This is a genomic window from Gluconacetobacter johannae (genome assembly GCF_014174305.1).
GTDB classification, from domain to species: domain Bacteria; phylum Pseudomonadota; class Alphaproteobacteria; order Acetobacterales; family Acetobacteraceae; genus Gluconacetobacter; species Gluconacetobacter johannae.
Genome location: NZ_JABEQH010000013.1, coordinates 102488 through 118140 on the forward strand (window position 1 = coordinate 102488; position 15653 = coordinate 118140).

Annotated in this window: 14 protein-coding genes and 1 tRNA gene; 8 read left to right on the plus strand and 7 right to left on the minus strand. The window is 67.2% G+C overall.

All coding sequences use genetic code 11. The features are described 5' to 3' along the window. The first annotated feature begins 79 nt into the window (after positions 1 to 79). Complete coding sequence (gene serA / locus HLH21_RS10890) at positions 80 to 1345, plus strand: phosphoglycerate dehydrogenase (protein ID WP_182943781.1); 1266 nt, start codon at positions 80 to 82, stop codon at positions 1343 to 1345. Between the two features lie 28 nt (positions 1346 to 1373). Here serA and HLH21_RS10895 read toward each other — a convergent pair whose 3' ends face one another. Next, complete coding sequence (locus tag HLH21_RS10895) at positions 1374 to 1583, minus strand: hypothetical protein (RefSeq protein ID WP_246379599.1); 210 nt, start codon at positions 1581 to 1583, stop codon at positions 1374 to 1376. A gap of 367 nt (positions 1584 to 1950) precedes the next feature. Between HLH21_RS10895 and HLH21_RS10900 the strand changes: the two genes are divergently transcribed. Continuing rightward, a tRNA-Thr gene (locus HLH21_RS10900) sits at positions 1951 to 2025 on the plus strand. Positions 2026 to 2189: 164 nt separating this feature from the next. Then, positions 2190 to 3950, plus strand: a complete 1761-nt coding sequence (locus tag HLH21_RS10905; protein WP_246379601.1) for a sensor domain-containing diguanylate cyclase — start codon at positions 2190 to 2192, stop codon at positions 3948 to 3950. Between the two features lie 18 nt (positions 3951 to 3968). On the opposite strand, the gene HLH21_RS10910 is transcribed toward HLH21_RS10905, so the two are convergent. Next, complete coding sequence (locus HLH21_RS10910) at positions 3969 to 4637, minus strand: JAB domain-containing protein (RefSeq protein WP_264812056.1); 669 nt, start codon at positions 4635 to 4637, stop codon at positions 3969 to 3971. Between the two features lie 122 nt (positions 4638 to 4759). Here HLH21_RS10910 and HLH21_RS10915 point away from each other — a divergent pair, with 122 nt between their 5' ends. Continuing rightward, on the plus strand, positions 4760 to 5503 hold the full coding sequence (locus HLH21_RS10915; RefSeq protein ID WP_182943783.1) for an HAD hydrolase-like protein: 744 nt from the start codon (positions 4760 to 4762) through the stop codon (positions 5501 to 5503). Positions 5504 to 5507: 4 nt separating this feature from the next. Here HLH21_RS10915 and HLH21_RS10920 read toward each other — a convergent pair whose 3' ends face one another. Further along, positions 5508 to 6242, minus strand: a complete 735-nt coding sequence (locus tag HLH21_RS10920) for a JAB domain-containing protein (RefSeq protein ID WP_182943784.1) — start codon at positions 6240 to 6242, stop codon at positions 5508 to 5510. A 35-nt stretch (positions 6243 to 6277) separates the two neighbouring features. Between HLH21_RS10920 and HLH21_RS10925 the strand changes: the two genes are divergently transcribed. The 4 genes from HLH21_RS10925 (at position 6278) to HLH21_RS10940 (ending at position 12489) form a co-directional block, all read left to right on the plus strand. Continuing rightward, positions 6278 to 8542, plus strand: a complete 2265-nt coding sequence (locus HLH21_RS10925; protein ID WP_220789773.1) for an ATP-dependent helicase — start codon at positions 6278 to 6280, stop codon at positions 8540 to 8542. Then, positions 8539 to 9450, plus strand: a complete 912-nt coding sequence (locus HLH21_RS10930; protein WP_182943785.1) for a 50S ribosomal protein L11 methyltransferase — start codon at positions 8539 to 8541, stop codon at positions 9448 to 9450. The genes HLH21_RS10925 and HLH21_RS10930 overlap by 4 nt, the downstream gene beginning before the upstream one ends. Positions 9451 to 9503: 53 nt before the next feature. Continuing rightward, the gene (locus tag HLH21_RS10935) at positions 9504 to 11279 is read left to right on the plus strand and encodes an aminopeptidase P family protein (RefSeq protein ID WP_182943786.1); all 1776 of its coding nucleotides are present in this window, start codon (positions 9504 to 9506) and stop codon (positions 11277 to 11279) included. 178 nt (positions 11280 to 11457) lie between these two features. Next, positions 11458 to 12489, plus strand: a complete 1032-nt coding sequence (locus HLH21_RS10940) for an isocitrate/isopropylmalate dehydrogenase family protein (protein ID WP_182943787.1) — start codon at positions 11458 to 11460, stop codon at positions 12487 to 12489. Positions 12490 to 12769: 280 nt separating this feature from the next. Here HLH21_RS10940 and uraH read toward each other — a convergent pair whose 3' ends face one another. The 4 genes from uraH to HLH21_RS10960 form a co-directional block, all read right to left on the minus strand. Beyond that, positions 12770 to 13123, minus strand: coding sequence for a hydroxyisourate hydrolase (gene uraH, locus HLH21_RS10945; RefSeq protein WP_182943788.1), 354 nt, complete (start codon positions 13121 to 13123; stop codon positions 12770 to 12772). After that, the gene (uraD, locus tag HLH21_RS10950; RefSeq protein ID WP_246379603.1) at positions 13120 to 13659 is read right to left on the minus strand and encodes a 2-oxo-4-hydroxy-4-carboxy-5-ureidoimidazoline decarboxylase; all 540 of its coding nucleotides are present in this window, start codon (positions 13657 to 13659) and stop codon (positions 13120 to 13122) included. Before uraD ends, uraH begins: the two co-directional genes overlap by 4 nt. Continuing rightward, positions 13656 to 14567, minus strand: coding sequence for an allantoinase PuuE (gene puuE / locus HLH21_RS10955; RefSeq protein WP_182943789.1), 912 nt, complete (start codon positions 14565 to 14567; stop codon positions 13656 to 13658). The genes uraD and puuE overlap by 4 nt, the downstream gene beginning before the upstream one ends. Positions 14568 to 14572: 5 nt before the next feature. Continuing rightward, on the minus strand, positions 14573 to 15653 hold a 1081-nt coding region (locus HLH21_RS10960; protein ID WP_182943790.1), incomplete at its 5' end, for a pyridoxal-phosphate-dependent aminotransferase family protein.

The following is a 15653-nucleotide window of genomic DNA, read 5'->3' on the forward strand; positions in this document are numbered from 1 at the left end:
ATGTCGGTGTGGCCCCTAGGCATTTATCCGTCGATCGGATAGGAGCGACATCTTCTTCGAATAGGCGCGAGTATTCGACATGAGCAGCGAGACCACCAGCCACCTTTCCCTCTCCAAGGACAAGATCCGTATCCTGCTGCTCGAAGGCATTCACGACAGCGCGGTGGCGCTGCTGAAGAACAACGGCTACGAAAATGTCACCCGGCTGACCAAGGCGCTGGAAGGCCCGGCGCTGCGTGAGGCCCTGGAAGGCGTGCACATCGTCGGCATCCGCTCACGCACCCAGTTGACCGAGGAGGTGATCGCATCCGCCGATCGCCTGATCGCCATCGGCTGCTTCTGCATCGGGACCAACCAGGTCAACCTGCAGGCGGCGCGACACCACGGGATTCCGGTGTTCAACGCACCGTTCAGCAACACGCGCTCGGTCGCCGAACTGGTGATGGGCGAAATCGTGATGCTGATGCGCCAGATCTTCCCCAAGTCCGTGCAGTGCCACGCGGGGGGATGGACCAAATCCGCGGCCAACAGTTGGGAGGTGCGCGGCAAGACGCTGGGCATCGTCGGCTACGGCTCGATCGGTTCGCAACTCTCGGTGCTGGCCGAGGCGTTCGGCATGCGGGTGATCTATTTCGACGTCATCGACAAGCTGGTGCATGGCAACGCCGCCCCGGTCGACAGCCTGCACGACCTGCTGGCGCAGAGCGACGTGGTCAGCCTGCATGTGCCGCAGGTGGCCAGCACGGCCAACCTGATCGGCGAGGCGCAGATCCGCGCGATGAAGCCGGGGTCATTCCTGATTAACAACGCGCGCGGCAATGTCGTGGATCTGGACGCGCTGGCCGCGGCCCTGCGTGACGGGCACCTGCTGGGGGCCGCGATCGACGTGTTCCCGACCGAGCCCAAGGGTGCGGGCGACCGGTTCTCCTCGCCGCTGCAGGAACTGGACAACGTCATCCTGACCCCGCACATCGGCGGTTCCACCGCCGAGGCGCAGGAACGCATCGGTGTCGAGGTCGCGCGCAAGCTGATCGAATATTCGGACATCGGCTCCACCCTGGGGGCGGTCAATTTCCCGACGGTGCAGTTGCCCGAAAGCCCGCGCGGCACGCGATTCATGCATGTCCACAGCAACGTTCCCGGCATCATGTTGCAGATCAACGAGATCTTCATGTCCGAAAGCAGCAACATCACCGCCCAGTACCTGCAGACCGACGGCGAACTGGGCTATGTGGTCGTCGAGGCCGATACCGGGCGCGACATCGAAAAGGACAATCGCATCCTGGCGCGCCTGCGCGACCTCAAGGGCACGATCCGGGCCAGGCTGCTGTATCAGCAGCCCTGATCGGCCCGTCCTTCCGAGGCCCCCCGTTTCAGGTCGCGCGCGACGGGGGGCGCATCATCTTGCGGAAATGCTGCCCCACCTTGCGGCGCAGCGAATCCAGGTCCGGCAGGATATGGTTGTGCAGGGCGCGGACGCTGTCATGCACCGCATGGAACCGCAGCAGGCGGCTGCCGGCAAGCAGGATGGCCGCGCCGAGGAAAACACCGTCTATTTCGATAATCGTGGATTCCAGCATCATCAAAAACCTCAAGCTGCCTGCAACGATGTAGGGGCGCGAATTGCCCCTTCCCTTTTCCGGAAACGAACGACCGGATGGCTTGCCGGTTGCCCGCCGGGGTAAATTTCAAACGATGCCAACCCCATCGGAGCCAGCGGGTTCGCCCCTGCGATGCGGGGCAGTTCAACGCAATAATGACGGCATGAATGTGGCGCGTCCCCGCTCGTCACGGCGATGTGCGTGCGACGGGCCGGGCGCATACTCGGCCCTTGACCGAGGCCGGCGGGAAAGGCAGAAAGGCGCGCATGGCCGACGGATGCCGGATATGTCCCGGAATGATCGGCCAGAGGTTTTTCGCATGATAAACGTCACGCTTTATCATGGCGTCGCCGGGTTAGCACAGCGGTAGTGCAGCGGTTTTGTAAACCGAAGGCCGGGGGTTCAAATCCCTCACCCGGCACCAGAATACCAATAGTCCAACTATCCCCAGGCCGCTGGCTCCGATTTTCGGCCAACGCGACGCCCCCAGTTCTCGGGCCGCGTATTTCCTGTTAGGACGGATGCGGCGTCGGCAGGTCATGGGCAATGACTGACATCTTGTTTGAAAACAAAAAGACAGCGCAGGTAATGGTTTTCGCTCTGGCGGCGATCTGCGCGTTCGTCAGTGTCACCTGGACCAAGCATGCGGGCGGGGTCGCCACCATCTGGCCCGCCAACGCCATCATCGTCGTTGCGATGTTGCGGTCGTCCCGATCCGACGGCCGGCTTTACGTCATGGCGCTGTGTGTCATGACGATCCTGATTAATATCGGGGACCACCGCCCCTGGGGCATCGTCCTGGGGTTTGCCCTGGCCAACATGGTCGAAGTCACCATGGCGGCCCTGCTGGTCCGCAGGATCAGCCCGGTCGCGCATTCCTTCGAACAGCCGGGGTGGGCCTTTCGTTTCGCAGTGGCAATCTTCATCTCGGTCATCGGGTCCGCCGTGGTTGCGGGCGGGGCGCTGTCGTTCAGCGAACATCATCCGTGGGTCGCCGGCAGCAAATTCTGGATGATGTCGCACCTGCCCGGCCTGCTGATAATCGTACCCATGCTTCTGGCGTTGTCTCCCGAACGCGACAGGCAGCGCCTTGCGGCCGCCGAACCGCACATGGCAACGACGCTGTTCCTGATGGCCTTCGTCGCCGCGACATCGCTCGCCGTGTTCTCGCAATCGCGCTATCCGATCCAGTTCCTGATCCTGCCCTCGCTTTTGCTGGCGACGTATCATCTCAATGCGAAGGGGGCCGCGCTGTCGGTGGCCATCGTCGCCGTGATCGGCAGCTTCTTCATCCTGACCCAGACCGGGCCGCTGATTCAGGTTCACGGCCCCGCTGCGATGAAGATTTATATTTTTCAGCTTTACCTGGTGACCATCTTCTTCTGCGCGCTGCCTTTGGGGGCCGTGCTGACCCAGCGCGACCAGAAGGCCAATCTGGCGGAACAGCGGTTCCAGGATTTCCGGCATCTGGCCGACCGGGTCGGCGACGTGCTGTTCCGTGCCGATGCCGCCGGCCGGTGGTGCTACCTGAACCCCGCCTATGCGCGGATGTCCGGCTTCGACGTCACCACCAAGCTGGGCCAGCCAGTCCTGGACGATGTGGTGCCCGAGGACCGGCCGGCCCTGGCCCAGGCCCAGGCGGAACTGACGGACGGCACCCGGGACGAGATCAAGCTGGTCGTCAGCATTCACCGCCGCGACGGCACTGTTCGCCATGTCGAAATCCTGGCCTATCGGCTGGACGAGGGGGACGGTTTCGGCGGCCTGATCCGCGATGTGACCGACCAGATGACGCTGGAGGCGCAAAACCGGCAGATCACCGCCGCCTATGAAACCGCCGCCAATACCGACGAACTGACGGCATTGCCCAATCGCCGCGCATTCTTCCAGGTGCTGGGCGTCCATCTGTCGGACACCGCGCCGTCCGACCTGACCGTCGCGCTGTTCGACCTCGACCATTTCAAGCGCGTCAACGATCAGTACGGTCATCCGGCCGGCGATGTCGTGCTGCGCCAAGTCGCCCAGACCGTCCGCGCGACGATGCGCGAGTGCGACATGGTCGCACGGATCGGCGGCGAGGAATTCGCGATCCTGATCGTGGGCGAAAGCCATGGGCAGGCCATGGCGATGGCGCGCCGGACCCTGCACGCCGTCTCGGCGGCTTCGATCGTGCTGCCTGAGGGCCCGACGGTCCATGTCACCATCAGCATGGGGCTTGCCACCCGCACGGATCACGAGGACCGGGACACGCTGATTTCGCGGGCGGACCAGGCGCTCTATGCCGCGAAGCGCATGGGGCGCAATCGCCTCGAGGAAGCGTCCATGACCTCGGACCAGATCCTGTCCTGAAATCGGCCCCCGGCCACCTCAGAGCAGCCCGGACTGCCGGAAGCTGGTGGACGCCCCGTTGCCGACGATGATGTGATCGCGGATGGACAGGCCCAGCACGGTCGCGATCTGTTCCAGCCGGCGGGTCATTGCGACATCCTCGCGCGACGGCATCGGGTTCCATCCCGGATGATTATGCACCAGAATCAACTCGCGCGCCTTCAGCCGGATGGCGCGGCGCATGACCTCGCGCGGGTAGACCGGGGTATGATCGACCGTCCCGCGCGCCAGCACCTCGTCCGCGATCAGCCGGGCCTGATGGTCCAGGAACAGCACCCGGAACTGTTCCACATCGTCCCGCGCCAGGGCCGCCTGCAGATAGGCCATCAGGTCCGCATGGCACGACAGCACGTTCCCCTGCCTGATCCGCGCCCGCATCAGGCGCATCGCCGCCTCGCGCAGCAGCAGCACGGCGACGCCGACCGGCGCACGGCCCTCGACCGCCGCCAGATCGTCCGCATCGGCCGACAGGACACCGCCGACCGTTCCGAAACGGGCCAGCAGCCGGCCGGCGATGCCCGGACGATCGGCGCTGGCCGGCAGGGCCAGGGACAGGATCGCGACCATCAGCGCCCCGTCGTCCAGTTCGTCCCCCGTCCCCGCCAGGATCGCGGCGCGGGCAGGATCGACCGCCTGCCCGGCCGTCACCCGTTTCGCCCCATTCCGAGGCTGGCCCGACCGGACACGGGATCGTGGCGCGGGGCAGGTCGCATCGGCGTGGCGTCGTTGCTATATGTGGGCCTCATGGAGCCTGAAGGACCATAATCCGCATGAATTTCCAGTCGTTTCTGAGCCATCGTGACGCTGTTCTTCTCGACCTTGATGGCACCATCGTTGATTCGCGCGCCGGCATTATTGGCTCTCTACACGATTCGCTGCGTGATCTTGGCCATGAACCCGATCCGAAGGAAGACCTGACCTGGGTGGTCGGCCCCCCGCTGCACGACCTGGTCGCGCGGGTTCTGGAACATTACGGCGACGACCGCGCCGAGGAGGCCGTCAAGCTGTACCGCTATCATTACGAGCGGCACGGCATGCATCGCAGCCCGGTCTTCACGGGCATGCAGGAGGTCATCGAGAGCGTGGTTTCCTCCGGCGCGCGGCTGTTCCTTGCCACGTCGAAGCCCGTTCACCTCGCGCGCGCGATTCTCGACCTGCGGGGGCTGACGAAATATTTCACGGCCCTGTACGGCGCCCGCCCCGACGACAGCGGCGCCGAGAAGCCCGAACTGATCGCGGACCTGCTGCGCGAACACGCCATCCCGACCAATCGCGCGGTCATGGTCGGCGACCGCCGGTTCGATATCAGCGGCGCGCATGCGAACCATATCCGCGCGCTGGGCGTGCTGTGGGGCTATGGCGGCGAGACCGAACTGACCGAGGCCGGCGCGGATGGGCTGGTCAACGATCCCGGCGAACTGCTGTCAGCGATCCGCGAACAACTGGCGGCGGCGCATCTGCATGCCGGGGTCGTGCACGCCCTGCCTGGGACCGACGAACAGGATACGGTCTGACGCGCTATAGCCGCCGTTCCTGCCGCAGGCTGATCCACCGCCCCCGGCCCAGCAGGAGGTGATCCTGCACGGTCAGCGACAAGGTCTGGGCATGGTGCGATATCGCCTGCATCAGTACGGTGTCGCGGTCGATCTGCGCTGCCGACGGCGGCCAGGACGCGGCGATGCGGACGCCGACGAACGCGGTGGCATGGACGTCCAGCGCCCGCAGCAGGATATGGCGCTGAAGGGCGTCCAGTTCGCCGCCATCCAGCGCCGCGGTCAGCGTCTCGTCGGCGATGACGTGGTTGCCGCTGTCCAGGAACAGGATCCGCAACTGCCCCGGCGGCGCGTCGGCCAGCACCGTGTCGCAATAGGTCATCACGGCGTCCCAGTCCCCGACATGCGCGCGCGTCACCGGCTCCTGCCTCGACAGGCGGGTGGCCGCGCACGCGGGCAGCATCAGCGGCAGCGCGGCCCCATCGGACAGGCCTGCCGCGCGCAAGTCGCCCGACGATGCCGACAGCAGGGCCGCCAGGCTGCCGAACCGGTTCATCAGCGCCTTGGCCAACGGCTTGGTATCGCGTCGCGGAATGCCCGGGAACAGCAGCATCTCGACGATTTCGTAGTCGGCCAGCGAGTCCGCGCCCGCCGTCAGCACCCGCGCGCGCATGCGGGCCCGATGTCCCTGCGGGCCGGTATCGCGAAACGGAACGCCCCGTGCGGGCGTCGTCGTCCCTTTCCCGCCCTGTCGTGCCATCCGGCCCCCTGTTTCGTGCGTGGCGCGCGCGCCACATGCTTGGTCATAGCCTCGGGACGCCCTATACGGAAACCGTGACCCAGATTTCGCCCCCTCTTTCCGATAGTCCCGATTACCTCCAGCGGCTCAATCCCGAACAGCGGACGGCGATCGAGACGACGGATGGTCCGTTGCTGGTGCTTGCCGGCGCCGGCACCGGCAAGACACGCGTCCTGACGACGCGATTCGCCCATATCCTGCTGTCCGGCCGGGCGCGGCCGAACCAGATCCTGGCCGTCACCTTCACCAACAAGGCCGCGCGCGAAATGCGCGAACGCGTGGGCGCCCTGCTGGGCGCGCCGGTCGAGGGGCTGTGGCTGGGGACGTTCCATGCGCTGTGCGCGCGCATGCTGCGCCGGCACGCGGAATATGTCGGGCTGACCAGCGGCTTTTCCATCCTCGACACCGACGACCAGCTTCGCCTGCTGAAGCAGGTGATGGAACCCTATCGCATCGACACCAAGCGCTGGCCGCCCCAGGGCATCCTAGGCGTGATCCAGCGCTGGAAGGATCGCGGCCTGACGCCCGCGCGCGTCACCCCGGCCGAGGACAGCGATTTCGCGGGTGGAAAATGCCGCGCGATCTACACCGACTACCAGGCCCGGCTGGCGCAGCTCAACGCCTGCGACTTCGGCGACCTGATGCTGCACATGACCGAGATCATGCGTACCCATCCGGACGTGCTGGCGCAATATCACCGGTTCTTCCGCTATATCCTGGTGGACGAATATCAGGACACCAACACCATCCAGTATCTGTGGCTGCGCCTGCTGGCCCAGCGCGACGGCCAGCCCGCCAATATCTGCTGCGTGGGCGACGACGACCAGTCGATCTATTCCTGGCGCGGGGCCGAGGTCGAGAACATCCTGCGTTTCGAACGCGATTTCCCCGGCGCGGCGGTCGTCCGTCTGGAGCGCAACTATCGCTCGACCGTGCAGATCCTGGGCGCAGCATCCGGGCTGATCGCGCATAACGACGGACGGCTGGGCAAGACGCTGCGTCCGGGACGCGACGATGCGACGGGCGAGAAGGTGCGGGTCGTCTCGGTCTGGGATTCGGACGACGAGGCCCGCCTGGTCGGCGAGGAGATCGAGCGCGCGCGCGCCGGCGGCCATTCGCTGTCGGAAATCGCAATCCTGGTCCGCGCCGGGTTCCAGACCCGCGCGTTCGAGGAACGGCTGATTACGCTGGGCATCCCCTATCGGGTGGTGGGCGGACTGCGCTTTTATGAACGCGCCGAAATCCGCGACGCGCTGGCCTATATGCGGGTCATGAACCAGCCGGCGGACGACCTGGCGTTCGAGCGGATCATCAACGTGCCCCGGCGGGGCATCGGCGCGGCCGCGATGCAGAAATTCCACCTGACCGCGCGCGAGCGGCAGATGCCCCTGGCCGCCGCGGTGATGGATCTGATCGCGCGCAACGAACTCAAGGGCCGCGCGCGCGAACAGATGACCGCCCTGATGTCGTGCCTGGCCCGGGGCCGCGAGGCCCTGCCGCGCGAGGGTCATGTGGTGGTGGTCGAAACCCTGCTGGAGGAAAGCGGCTATATCGACATGTGGAAGGCCGACACCTCGCCCGAGGCCCCCGGCCGGCTGGACAATCTGAAGGAACTGGTCCGCGCGCTGGCCGATTTCGAAAGCCTGGCCGGCTTCCTGGAACATGTTGCCCTGGTCATGGAGAACGAGGAGAATGCCGGCGCCGAGCGGGCCAGCATCATGACCCTGCACGGGGCGAAGGGGCTGGAATTCGACACCGTCTTCCTGCCGGGGTGGGAGGAAGGCGTCTTCCCCTCGCAACGCACGTTGGACGAGGGCGGCCTGAAGGGGCTGGAGGAGGAACGGCGCCTGGCCTATGTCGGCATCACCCGCGCCCGGCTTCGCGCCATCATCAGCCATGCCGCCAACCGCCGGATCTACGGCAACTGGCAGTCGGCGATTCCCAGCCGGTTCATCGACGAACTGCCGCCCGAACATGTCACCCTCAGCGGCGCCGCGTCGCAGGCCCGCCAGCGGGGGCACGGGCATGTCCCGGTCTTCGCCACCGCCTTCCCGGTGATGGCGCGCCGTCCGCGCGTGACGGATGTGCCCGATGGCGGCGCCACCAGCCCCGAACGGGGCATCGCCGTGGGCAGCCGGGTGTTCCACCAGAAATTCGGATACGGAACGGTCTCGTCCAAAGACGGAAACCGGCTGGAGGTCGCGTTCGAGAAAGCCGGCCTGAAGCGTGTCCTCGATACCTTCGTTGAGAAAACATCATGACAAGACTGACCCGTCGGCATGCGACGGAACTTGAAACCATTTCCGTCACCGTCCCGGCCGAAGCCGTCGAGGCGTACGAGGACGCGCTGGCCGTCGTCTGCACGACCATCGGCATCTTCGAAATGGATGACAGCCAGCTCTTCTGGCGGGTCGAAGGCGTCCGCGACGCCGGCCATGGCGAGGTGGAACTGACCGGCGCCCTGGCCATAGCCGCCGCCGTGACCGGGCATGAGGCCACGTTGGACCGCACCCGGACCGAGGCCGAGGGCTGGCTGGCCCGCACGTACGAATCCTTCCCCGAACAGACGGTCGGCCGGCGTTTCGCCGTGCGCGGCACGCATCTGGACCCGTCCGAGCGTTCGCGCCGCATCACCATCACGCTCGATGCCGGCGTCGCCTTCGGATCGGGCGAACATGGATCGACGCGCGGCTGCCTTCGCGCGCTTGAGGCGGTCGCCCATCGCCGCCCCCGCCGGATCCTGGACATGGGCTGCGGTTCGGGCATCCTGGCCATGGCGGCGGCGGCCCTGCTGCATCGTCCGGTGCTGGCGATCGACATCGAGCCCTGGTCCGTCCGCACCACGGCGCGGAACGCGGAATTGAACGGGCTGGGTCCGCTGATCGACGCCCGCCTGGGCAATGGCTGGCGGACGCCGGGACTGTCGCGCCGCGCGCCCTTCGACCTGGTCTTCGCCAATATCCTGGCCCGCCCGCTGTGCCTGATGGCGCAGGACCTGGCATTGCACCTGGCGCCCGGCGGGACGGCGATCCTGGCCGGGTTGCTGAACAGCCAGGCCGGAATGGTCCTGGCGGCCCACCGGCGGCAGGGGCTGGTCCTGGAACGCCGCCTGCGCGAGGGCGACTGGACGACGCTGGTCCTGCGCAAGCCGTCCGGCATGGTCATCTGACTTACGAATATAGCCGGATAAAACGCTGTCTTTTAATGATAAAGGACGATGACATGACGGACTCTGCCTCCCGCCTGGCTGCCCTGTGCACGGCGTTGACCCAGATGAAAGTCGATGGCTTCGTCCTGCCGCGCGGCGACGAACATCTGGGCGAATATGTCGCGCCAAACGCCGAACGGCTGGCCTGGCTGACCGGCTTCACCGGCAGCGCCGGCCTGGCCGTGGTCCAGCGGGACGGGCCATCCGCCGTGTTTTCCGACGGCCGCTACATCACGCAGATGGACCAGCAGGTCGACGGCGCGCTGTGGTCCCGCCTGCATATCCGCGACACGCCCCCCGCCCGCTGGCTGGCGGCCAACGGCGGCGCGGGCAAGCGCATCGGCTACGACCCCAGGCTGGTCGGCGAGGCGGGGCTCCAGCCCTTCCTGGACGCCGGCCTGATGCTGGTTCCGCTGGCCGCCAACCCCGTGGACCAGGTCTGGACCGACCGTCCCGCCGCCCCGGCCACATCTTGCCTTCCCCACCCGCTGGCCTATGCGGGGGTCGACAGCGCGGCGAAGCGGGAGCGGATCGCCGGCATGCTGAAGGCCGAGGGCCAGGACGCGGTCATTCTGGGCGATCCGACCTCGATCGCATGGCTGCTGAACATCCGCGGCGGCGACATTCCCTACATTCCGGTCTGCCTGGCGTTTGCCATCCTGCATGCCGATGCACGGCTGGACCTGTTCATCGACCCGGCGCGCGTGCCGCCCGACACCCGCGCGTGGCTGGGGCCACAGGTGTCCATCATACCCCCCGACCGGCTGGAAACGGCGCTGGCGGCGCTGACCGGCCGACGGGTGCGGATCGATCCCGTCGGCACCGCCATCTGGTTCATCCAGACGGTCCAGGCGGCGGGCGCCACGGTGGTGCGGGGCGGCGATCCGTGCGTGGTGCCGAAGGCGGTCAAGAACGAGGTCGAGCAGGACGGCGCGCGGCGCGCCCATATGCAGGACGGCGTGGCGCTGTGCCGTTTCCTGCACTGGCTGGACCAGGCAGGCGTGGGCCAGGGCGAACTGGAGGCCGCCGGCCGGCTGGAGTCCTGCCGCGCCGCCAGCCCCGATTATCGCGAGGAAAGCTTTCCCGCCATTTCCGGCGCCGGCCCCAACGGGGCGGTCATCCATTACCGCGTCACGCCGGAGAGCAACCGCACGATCGGCGCGAACGAGGTCTATCTGATCGACAGCGGCGGTCAGTACCCCTTCGGCACCACCGATGTCACGCGCACGATCTGGACCGGCGCGGGCGCGGGACCCGATGACGTGCGCGGGCCGTTCACGCGGGTGCTCAAGGGGCATATCGCGCTGGCGCAGGCCCGCTTCCCGGTCGGGGTCACGGGGCACGCGCTGGATGCGCTGGCCCGCTATGCCCTGTGGCAGGCGGGGCTGGATTACGATCACGGCACCGGCCACGGCATCGGCAGCTATCTGTCGGTTCACGAAGGGCCGGCCTCGATTTCGGCGGTATACCGCCCGGTGGCGATCGAGGCCGGGATGATCCTGTCGGACGAACCCGGGTACTATCGTCCCGGCGCATTCGGTATCCGGCTGGAAAACCTGCTGCTGGCGCGTCCGGCATCCGTGGGCGCCCCCGGCCGGGCCTTCCTGGAATTCGAGACGCTGACCCTGGCGCCCTTCGACCGCCGGCTGATCGACGTCACGCTTCTCACCGAGGGCGAGCGGTCATGGCTCGACGCCTATCATGCACGGGTTTGTGAAGAGATCGCGCCACATCTGGACAGCGCCGGACAGACGTGGCTGCGGGCAGCCTGCGCCCCGCTTGCCGTGTGACAGCGCCGGATAATGTGACTGCGAAAGCGGCCGTGCCGGGGGGCTGTGGAATTGTCACATGCCGGTCACGGGCCTAGGACCATACGGGTTCCGACACGGCTGCTCTGCCTCGCGACCAGGTAGTCCGACGCCGGCGCGCACCCTGTCAAAGACCCTGCACAGAGGGAGACGTTCCACAATGTCCGCTGCAGAAAAAAACATCCCGGCCACCCTGATTCCCGGCGACGGGATCGGCCCCGAGATCGTCGAATCCGTCATCGAGATCCTGGACGCGGTCGGCGCCCCGTTCGACTGGGACCGCCAGCTTGCCGGCATGGCGGCCGTCGACGCCACCGGCAATCCGCTGCCTGCCCAGACGATCGAGAGCATCCATCGCACCGGCCTCGCGCTCAAGGGGCCGCTGACCACGCCGGTCGGCGGCGGCTTCAAGTCGATCAACGTCACACTGCGGCAGGAGTTCGGCCTCTACGCCAATCTCCGCCCGACGCACACGATCGTGCCCGGCGGCCGCTTCGAAAATATCGACCTCGTCCTCGTCCGTGAAAACCTCGAGGGGTATTACGCGGCGATGGAAAGCTACATCCCCGTCGGTGACGACCCGCACGGCATCGCCACGGGCGCCGGCTACAACTCGCGCGCCGAATGCAACCGCATCGTCCGCTTCGCCTTCGAATACGCGGTCAAGAACAACCGCAAGAAGGTGACGCTGGTCCACAAGGCCAACATCCTGAAGCTGCTGACCGGCCTGTTCCTGGAAGAAGGCCGCAAGGTCGCGAAGGAATATGAAGGCCGCGTCGAGGTGAACGAGCGCATCGTCGATGCCTGCGCCATGCAGCTGGTCATCGACCCGTGGCAGTTCGACGTGATCGTGACCACCAACCTGTTCGGCGACATCCTGTCCGACCTGACGGCCGGCCTGGTCGGCGGCCTGGGCATGGCGCCGGGCGCCAATATCGGCGAGAAGGCGGCGGTGTTCGAGGCCGTCCACGGTTCCGCCCCGGATATCGCCGGCAAGAACCTGGCCAACCCGCTGGCCCTGCTGATGGCCGCGAACATGATGCTGCAGCATGTGGGCCGCCAGGACCTTGCCGCCCGTATCGACGGCGCGATCAAATCCGTCATCACCACCGGCGAAGTCCGGACCCGCGACCTGGGCGGCACCGCCGGAACGCGGGAACTGACGGCCGCGCTGAAGCAGAAGCTGGTCTGATACCAAGCCGCCTTGGGATTGACGTATAACCAGGGCTCTGCCCTGGACCCGGCAGGGCCTGAGGCCCTGCACCCCAATCGTTTGATAACGAATGGGTTTCCAAAGGGCGACTGCCCTTTGGTGGGTCAAGGGCAACGCCCTTGGCGGGGACATCCCATGCGTCAGTCTTGCGGAAAGTTGGTATGATCCACTCCGCCGGCCCGATGGGCCGGCGGGATGGGGTTACCGAAACGCGTGGCTGGATCAGTCCAGTCGCGCGTTTTGCCGTTTCACGACCGGTTCAACTTCCCCGGTAGGTGGAAAACCCGTAGGGCGAGACCAGCAGCGGCACATGGTAGTGTCCGCCCTTCCCGTCCGCGCCCGGCGCCGCGACCCCGAAGGCGATCGGCACGATATCCAGAAAGGGCGGGTCGCTCTGGGCGACGCCCTGCCCCCGGAAATAGGCCGCCACCGAAAATTCCAGCCGATAGCGGCCCGGCGCCAGCCCGCCCAGCTTTGCCAGGTCCGGGCAGCGCCCGTCCGCGTTCGTGCAGCCGCTGAACAGGCAGGCCTCCCCCTGCCACAGGGCGATCTCCATGCCGGCCGCGGGCCGGCCGGACACCAGATCCAGGACGTGGCTGGACAGGGTTATCATGCCGCGCGCTCCAGTTCCGCCAGGATGTCCGCCAGCCGCAGCCCGCCGATCTTGCCGATCTCGACCAGCGCGGTATCCAGTTCCTCATCGGGCGTATGGGCGACGCGGCGCTCCATTTCCGACAGGATGAAAGCCTTGTCCGACAGGCGCACGCAGATCACGAACGGCATGGCGAACCGCGCGGCATAGGCGTCGTTCAACTGGTTGAACCGGGCATATTCCTGCGTGCTCAGCCGGTCCAGCCCGGCCGACGCCTGCTCGGCGGCCGAAGCCTGCGTCAATGTCGGATCAAGCCCCGCCCGGCGCGCCAGCTCCGGATGCGCGCGCACCAGCGCCAGTTTCTCGGCCCCGCTCGCGCGATCCACCACCGCCTTCATCGTCGCCAGCATCGCCTCCGGCCCGGCGAAGGGCCGCAGGGACGCGGCGCGCTCCGCCACCCAGGGCGAATGCTCGAACAACGGCCCGAACAGGGCTACGAACCGTTCGGTGTCCAGGGTATTGACCCGATCCATGATGTCGGTCGTCCGGGGGCTCATGCGGGGTGCACCTTCAGCCAGTGACGGGCGATGTCCAGGCGGGTGGCGATCCACACGCCCTCCCGCGCCAGGACATGGTCCAGGAAACGGGCGACCGCCCGTGCCCGGCCCGGCCGGCCGGCAACGCGACAATGCAGGCCGATGGACATCATCTTGGGCGACGCCGCGCCTTCTTCGTACAGCGCGTCGAACGTGTCGCGCAGGTAGCGGAAGAACTGCTCGCCCTCGGTGAAGCCGTTCAGCGCGACGAAGCGCATGTCGTTCGCATCCAGCGTATAGGGCACGACCAGTTGCGCCCGCCCGTGCCGGCGGTCGTAATAGGGCAGATCGTCGGCATAGGAATCCGCGTCGTAGACGAAGCCCCCTTCCTCGGCGACCAGGCGGGCCGTGTTCGGGCTGGTGCGTCCCTGGTACCAGCCCAGCGGGCGCGACCCGGTCAGTTCGGCATGCAGGGCGATGCACTGGCGGATATGCTCGCGCTCCAGTTCCTCGGGCACGTGCTGGTAGTCGATCCAGCGCAGACCGTGGCTGGCGATTTCCCATCCCGCATCCCGCATCGCCGCCACCGCGACGGGGTTGCGCGCCATCGCCGCCGCGACGCCGAAGATCGTGACGGGCACGGACCGTTCGGTGAACAGCCGGTGCAGGCGCCAGAACCCGGCGCGGGCGCCGTATTCATACAGGCTTTCCATCGCGATGGCCCGCGCGCCGGGGATGGAGTGCGCGCCCACCATCTCGGACAGGAAGGCCTCGGACCCGGCGTCGCCGTGCAGGACCGAATTTTCGGCCCCTTCCTCGTAATTGATGACGAACTGGACGGCGATCCGGGCCGCGCCGGGCCAGTGCGGGTCCGGCGGCCGCCCGGCATAGCCGATCAGGTCGCGCGGATAGGAATCGGTGGGGGCCATGTCCGTCACAGATCCTCGTATGTGGCGCGCGCGGCATCGACGGCGGCGCCGGAGGCCAGGGGGTGGCCCTCCTGGCGCAGCACGGCCTCCAGCGCGCCCAGCGTCAGCAGCACCTTGTGCTTCATGGCATTGTAGCCCATGGCGCCGATGCGCCAGATCCGGCCGGCCAGCGGCCCGAAGGCGGTGCCGATCTCGATCTCGAAATCCGCGCGCATCCGCGCCCGCACCCGCTCGCCGTCCACGCCGTCGGGAATATGCACGCCGGTGACGTTGGTCATCCGGCAGGCGTCCTGCCCATAGACCACGAGGCCCGTCGCCCGCAGGCCCGCCACCATCGCCCGGCTGGCCGCGCGATGCCGGGCGAAGCGCGCCTCCAGCCCTTCCTCCAGCACGATCCGCGCCGCCTCGCGCGCGCCATACAGCATGCTGGTGGCCTCGGTATGATGGTTCAGGCGCCTGTCCGACCAGTATTCCATAATCATCGCCAGGTCGAAATAGTTCGACCCGATCCGCGCCCGCCCGCCATCTTCGGCATCGTCATCGCGAATCCCGGCCTCGACATGCCGGCGCGCCATGATGTGGGCCGCCGCGCGGTCCGAGATGGTGATCGGCGACGAGCCCGGCGGGCCGCCCATGCATTTCTGCAGGCCCCCGGTGACCACGTCCACGCCCCAGCCATCGGTCGCCACCGCCATGCCGCCCAGGGTCGCGGTGGCATCGACATAGGACAGCACGCCATGCCGCCGGCAGATCTCGCCCACGCCGTCCAGCGGCTGCGCCATGGTGGTCGAGGTATCGCCATGGATACAGGCGAAGACCTGCGGCTGGTGGGCGACGATCGCCGCCTCGATCTGCGCCGGGGTCGCGACCTCGCCCCACGGGATGTCGAGGGTGCGGATGTCCGCGCCGATGCGCTGGGCAATTTCCGACAGCAGCAGGCCGAACCGCCCGGCCCGCACGACCAGCAGCCGCGCCCCCGGCTCGACCAGCGACACCAGCGCGGCCTCGATCCCCGCCCGCGCCGTGCCGTCGATCAGGAAGGTCCAGCGGTTGTCCGTCATGAACACCCGGCGATACAGCGCCATC

Bases quoted from the DNA above. Each gene is read 5' to 3' on its own strand.
- HLH21_RS10925 (WP_220789773.1), top strand. From the start codon at position 6,278: ATGCTTGGTCATAGCCTCGGGACGCCCTATACGGAAACCGTGACCCAG.
- HLH21_RS10915 (WP_182943783.1), top strand. From the start codon at position 4,760: ATGAATTTCCAGTCGTTTCTGAGCCATCGTGACGCTGTTCTTCTCGAC.
- HLH21_RS10895 (WP_246379599.1), bottom strand. From the start codon at position 1,583: ATGATGCTGGAATCCACGATTATCGAAATAGACGGTGTTTTCCTCGGC.
- HLH21_RS10905 (WP_246379601.1), top strand. From the start codon at position 2,190: ATGGTTTTCGCTCTGGCGGCGATCTGCGCGTTCGTCAGTGTCACCTGG.
- puuE (WP_182943789.1), bottom strand. From the start codon at position 14,567: ATGGCCCCCACCGATTCCTATCCGCGCGACCTGATCGGCTATGCCGGG.
- HLH21_RS10930 (WP_182943785.1), top strand. From the start codon at position 8,539: ATGACAAGACTGACCCGTCGGCATGCGACGGAACTTGAAACCATTTCC.
- HLH21_RS10940 (WP_182943787.1), top strand. From the start codon at position 11,458: ATGTCCGCTGCAGAAAAAAACATCCCGGCCACCCTGATTCCCGGCGAC.
- HLH21_RS10920 (WP_182943784.1), bottom strand. From the start codon at position 6,242: ATGGCACGACAGGGCGGGAAAGGGACGACGACGCCCGCACGGGGCGTT.
- uraD (WP_246379603.1), bottom strand. From the start codon at position 13,659: ATGAGCCCCCGGACGACCGACATCATGGATCGGGTCAATACCCTGGAC.
- HLH21_RS10935 (WP_182943786.1), top strand. From the start codon at position 9,504: ATGACGGACTCTGCCTCCCGCCTGGCTGCCCTGTGCACGGCGTTGACC.
- serA (WP_182943781.1), top strand. From the start codon at position 80: ATGAGCAGCGAGACCACCAGCCACCTTTCCCTCTCCAAGGACAAGATC.
- uraH (WP_182943788.1), bottom strand. From the start codon at position 13,123: ATGATAACCCTGTCCAGCCACGTCCTGGATCTGGTGTCCGGCCGGCCC.